Source organism: Paraburkholderia sp. RL18-085-BIA-A (genome assembly GCF_046027075.1).
GTDB lineage: Bacteria > Pseudomonadota > Gammaproteobacteria > Burkholderiales > Burkholderiaceae > Paraburkholderia.
This window is the reverse complement of sequence record NZ_JARESU010000301.1, coordinates 1-3,830: the sequence shown is the minus strand read 5'-3', so window position 1 is coordinate 3,830 and position 3,830 is coordinate 1. Positions and strand designations below refer to the sequence as shown.

Below are 3,830 nucleotides of genomic sequence, written 5' to 3'. Positions count from 1 at the left end.
TCTTCCCCTTGCTCATCGCCGCCCACCAGATTGATTGGATCGCTACTTTAACCGGTCCAATGAGCCTATTTGCACCAGAACCGGGTACGTCAGGTGACCCTCCTCTTCCAAGAAAAAGACGATCCAACGTTACGTCGAGCAGTTCAAACTCCACGTCACAGCGTTCCGTACGCGGATGGGCCGGATCTTGGGACGGTGACAGGCGCACAACGTCCCAACATCAGCTTACGGGACGCGCTTTTCGCAATTGCGCGGCTGTCTCTAGCACGGCCTGTCACCCTGGACGACAGCAGGCCATTGCGCGTTTGATATCACGCCACCGGCACGGCCACGACCACGCGCCCGCCCGAGCGCTCGACAAGTTGGTCGAGGGTCGGCTGTGAACTCAACCATTTCGCGAGCCCGCGAGGTTTGCGATGACCGATGACGATCATGTCCGCGTCGACAAGCGCAGCGTGGCGGATAACGGAGTCGACGACGACACCTAGGGAAGCATGGCCGGTCGGGACCGTTCCTTGTGCGGTGAGGTGACGCACCGCTTCGTCGAGAATGACCGATGTCCCTTCCACCATGTCGCTGCACGCGGCGCCACTCAGCATTCCCGCACTCAATGCGACCGACGCGACGTTGTCGGTGACTACGAGCACGTGAACTTTTTTGCCGCAAGACAAAGCCAGTTTGGCAGTGTGCTCAAGTGCACACTTGCCTTCGGCTGAGCCGTCGTAGTAAACCAAAATCGATCCCGATTCGGACATAGGTACTCCCGGTAAGGCAACGAGGGAGGCTAGCGCACATCGGTTACGCCCCAAAAAAACACGCATGCCCGCCGACTTTCTCCCGTTGTCGTCTCCCGTAAGACATCCTGACGTTTGTGGACCGTGGCATCAAGCAGAGAGGGAACCGTACGAGCTGCGTGAAGTCACAGCCGGCACTGACGAGCAAAACGAACAACGCTTTGACGGTGGCGATAACTGTCGCAATTCTGGAACGAAGGGACAACGTGATGTTTGTGCCGCCTGTAGGATTCAGGGCGCCTATTCTCCCTGCCCTTGCTGGCCGAACGGTGTCACGCCGATTACCGATTTGTCATCTTTCCAAGAGGGTCTGGCGCGTAGCCAACGAGAATAGTGCCGGTGCGCACGCCCGACAAGCCGGCAAGCTCGGTTCGGAGCGGGCGAAAGAAGGCACGCGCAACGGGAAGTACACCTACGTCGAGTATGCCCGATTCGCTGACGATCTGGTCGTGCTGATCGATGCCCATCCGCGCCATGTGTGGCTGCTGGGGGCGGTGACCAGGCGACTTCGGGAAAAGTTTGCCAAACTGTAGGTCGAGGTCAATGAAGAGAAGAGCCGCACCGTTAGAAAACCGTGACCACCCGTTCTACGGTCTTAATTTCATTCACGTCGAACTCTCCGACGACAACGGCTGGGAAGAGCCGCGCTTTGCAGCTTTCGTCTCATCGGTAATCGAGGGCGGCGGCGCGAAACCGGAGCAGATGGACGGCGTGCGTGCCCGGCTCACTGAGCTCGGACTCCCACCGTACGACGCGCTCAACCCGCCGTTGATGGACGCGATTTCCACGCATATCGCCAAGCGCAATGGTGTGTTGAAGTAGTGAAGCTCAGGGCGGGTCGTCCATGCCGATCCGCCCGTCTACAGGATTGACTTTCCTCCCGTACAGATGGTTCTGCAAACTCTCCGGTGAGGAGAGACCATGAGGAAGTCTGCCCGCTTTCGAGTCGAGTGATGTCGCAACCCGTATCCCGTCCATTACAGCCGGGCATTCGCTTTTTCCCCGTTCCTGTGCCCGCACCGCCATGGGGCAGACCTCGCAGCCTGCTGTCCCCGAAGGGAGCGATACGAGGTTTCCATGTTCCGCTTATGGAAGTACGGCGGGTTTGGTGCCTGTTCTGGCCCGGGAGGTATATGGGTCACGAAAGCGTAATCGAGAAACGCTGTTCCCACCTCCGGTACCGTTTTGGTTCGAGCGCAATAGCCATTTCCGCTCGTTCAACATAACGACCCTATTGCAAATTCAGATGTTTTCACCATACCGACTATCTGGCACTCATCCGGCGTATGGCTGACTTTTTCATCTTGCGGAGCCATTCCACACTACGGCCCCTGTGGCCCGACAGTGTTTTATACTTGCGTCTGGCCCATTGCTCAGGCTTTCCGTCAACGTGGAAGAGCTCGTGCATCGCCGTCTGATAGAACGCACCGTAATAGTTCCACCGCCCTTGCCTCGTCAGGTTACCTTGCTGCGCAAGATCATCAAGTGTCGCTGGTGTCCGACGATGTATTCGCCAGCCCCGCACTGTTTGCCGCATCCGGTTCAATGCATCTTTGCTCACCGCTGGCAGGAAACGGGTAAATCGCCGGTTGTATTTGCTGGATGTCGCTCTTCGCCTGAACGTAAAAGCAAGCTGTCGCGATGTCATTTCCCTTCACGTCCAGAGCAAGGTCAATTCACCGGGTGACACCGGTGTTCATCGGCGAAATTTGGAATGAGTCCGCATCTGCTGCGCTTATTTAGGTGGCGACTGATACTTACCAGCCTCTGGCTAACAACCGACAATGACATTGGATAACTACTGCGTATCGACAAAGAGCGTCCGTGTTCTGCAGGTGAAGAAATGAACGGTTTGATCCCCAAAATGAGCGTCGAAAATCACACCCTTCAACGGCGATGACGATCCAGTGGATGGGCCCCTCAGCACGCACATTGCAACTCCCGGCGCGGTTCTGCCGGTTCTGCATGATGTTCAGGATGAACTCGGGTATATCCCCACCGGCGCGGTCTCGCGGATCGCGCATTTATTGAATTTGTCCCGGGCGGAGGTCCATGGCGTCGTGACCTATTACCGCTACTTCCGCCCTGAACCCCCGGCACGTCATATCGTTCAGTGCTGCCGGGCCGAGGCATGCAAGGCGATGGGCGCCGGGGAACTGGAGAGCCACGTACGGGCACGGCTGGGGTGTACCGAATCGGAAAACGCCTCGTCAAAGGGTTTCTGCGTTGAGCCCGTTTACTGTCTTGGACTGTGCGCGTCGGCGCTCGCACTCACGCTCGATGGCCGACCTTATGCCCGGGATCGTCGCCGACTACGAGGCTTGCGACGATCGTTGCGGTTGACTGCTCGGCAACTTCGCCGGCGAAATCGCGCAGTCGAGCGAGCTTTGCCGGACGACCGCGCGCCAGACAGTCGACGAAAGGCGCGCGAGCTTTGCCGAGTACCATCGCCGCGGCCGGAACCACGGCGCAGTGCGCAACGATCTGTCCGCCGACGCACTGGCGGACTTCTTCTGGAACGCCTGGGAAGGTAGCCTGTTGCGAATGAAACTGGAAGACTCGATCGAACCGCTGAAAGCCTGCGTGCACCTGATATTCGATCTGTTTTTCAGATCCGCCCTCTAACGTCTCAATCCCCGATCTCCTTGTGTCTCGACCGGTAACATTCTTCCATCAATTTTAAGACGACCCGGTCATCTAAATTCAGAAAAGGTATTTCATGCAAAACTTCACGTTCCAAAACCCCACGAAGATCATTTTCGGGGAAGGCCAGATTGCCGCGCTCGACGCGCACGTGCCGCGCGACGCGCGCGTGCTGATCACCTCCGGCGGCAGCAGCATCACGCGCAATGGCGTGCTCGCGCAAGTGCAAGCGGCGCTCGGTAAGCGTGCCTCGTTCGTCTTCAGCGGCATCGAACCAAACCCGGCCGGCTCTGGTGCAAATAGCGAAGGCGACTCGGTTAAAGTGTCAGGCTGACCGATTTGAGAGCCGATGATGAGCAAGCTCAAGAGCATGGAGGATCTGTTCGCAGGACG

Annotated in this window: 6 protein-coding genes and 1 pseudogene; 5 read left to right on the top strand and 2 right to left on the bottom strand. The window is 57.9% G+C overall.

Annotated features, from left to right (window positions below; genetic code table 11):
* Nucleotides 1-311 precede the first annotated feature (311 nt).
* Nucleotides 312-755 carry a universal stress protein gene (locus P0D89_RS51425; protein WP_408379383.1) on the bottom strand — a complete coding sequence of 148 codons (444 nt, stop codon included), beginning with the start codon at nucleotides 753-755 and terminating at the stop codon, nucleotides 312-314.
* 158 nt (nucleotides 756-913) lie between these two features.
* Here P0D89_RS51425 and P0D89_RS51420 point away from each other — a divergent pair, with 158 nt between their 5' ends.
* Together P0D89_RS51420 and P0D89_RS51415 are read left to right on the top strand one after the other, a co-directional pair.
* Complete coding sequence (locus P0D89_RS51420) at nucleotides 914-1,327, top strand: hypothetical protein (RefSeq protein WP_408379381.1); 414 nt, start codon at nucleotides 914-916, stop codon at nucleotides 1,325-1,327.
* Nucleotides 1,328-1,337: 10 nt separating this feature from the next.
* Nucleotides 1,338-1,616: a hypothetical protein gene (locus P0D89_RS51415; protein ID WP_408379379.1), complete on the top strand. Its 279-nt coding sequence runs from the start codon at nucleotides 1,338-1,340 to the stop codon at nucleotides 1,614-1,616.
* A gap of 442 nt (nucleotides 1,617-2,058) precedes the next feature.
* Here P0D89_RS51415 and P0D89_RS51410 read toward each other — a convergent pair whose 3' ends face one another.
* A complete protein-coding gene (locus P0D89_RS51410) occupies nucleotides 2,059-2,331 on the bottom strand; it encodes a group II intron maturase-specific domain-containing protein (protein WP_408379389.1) in 273 nt (90 codons plus the stop codon).
* Nucleotides 2,332-2,701: 370 nt separating this feature from the next.
* On the opposite strand from P0D89_RS51410, the pseudogene P0D89_RS51405 reads away from it, so the two are divergent.
* The 3 genes and pseudogenes from P0D89_RS51405 to P0D89_RS51395 form a co-directional block, all read left to right on the top strand.
* Nucleotides 2,702-3,079: pseudogene (locus tag P0D89_RS51405) on the top strand (NAD(P)H-dependent oxidoreductase subunit E); the annotation flags it as partial.
* Between the two features lie 58 nt (nucleotides 3,080-3,137).
* A complete protein-coding gene (locus P0D89_RS51400) occupies nucleotides 3,138-3,419 on the top strand; it encodes a TetR family transcriptional regulator C-terminal domain-containing protein (protein ID WP_408379386.1) in 282 nt (93 codons plus the stop codon).
* A 94-nt stretch (nucleotides 3,420-3,513) separates the two neighbouring features.
* On the top strand, nucleotides 3,514-3,771 hold the full coding sequence (locus P0D89_RS51395; protein ID WP_408379377.1) for an iron-containing alcohol dehydrogenase: 258 nt from the start codon (nucleotides 3,514-3,516) through the stop codon (nucleotides 3,769-3,771).
* The last annotated feature ends 59 nt before the right edge of the window (nucleotides 3,772-3,830 follow it).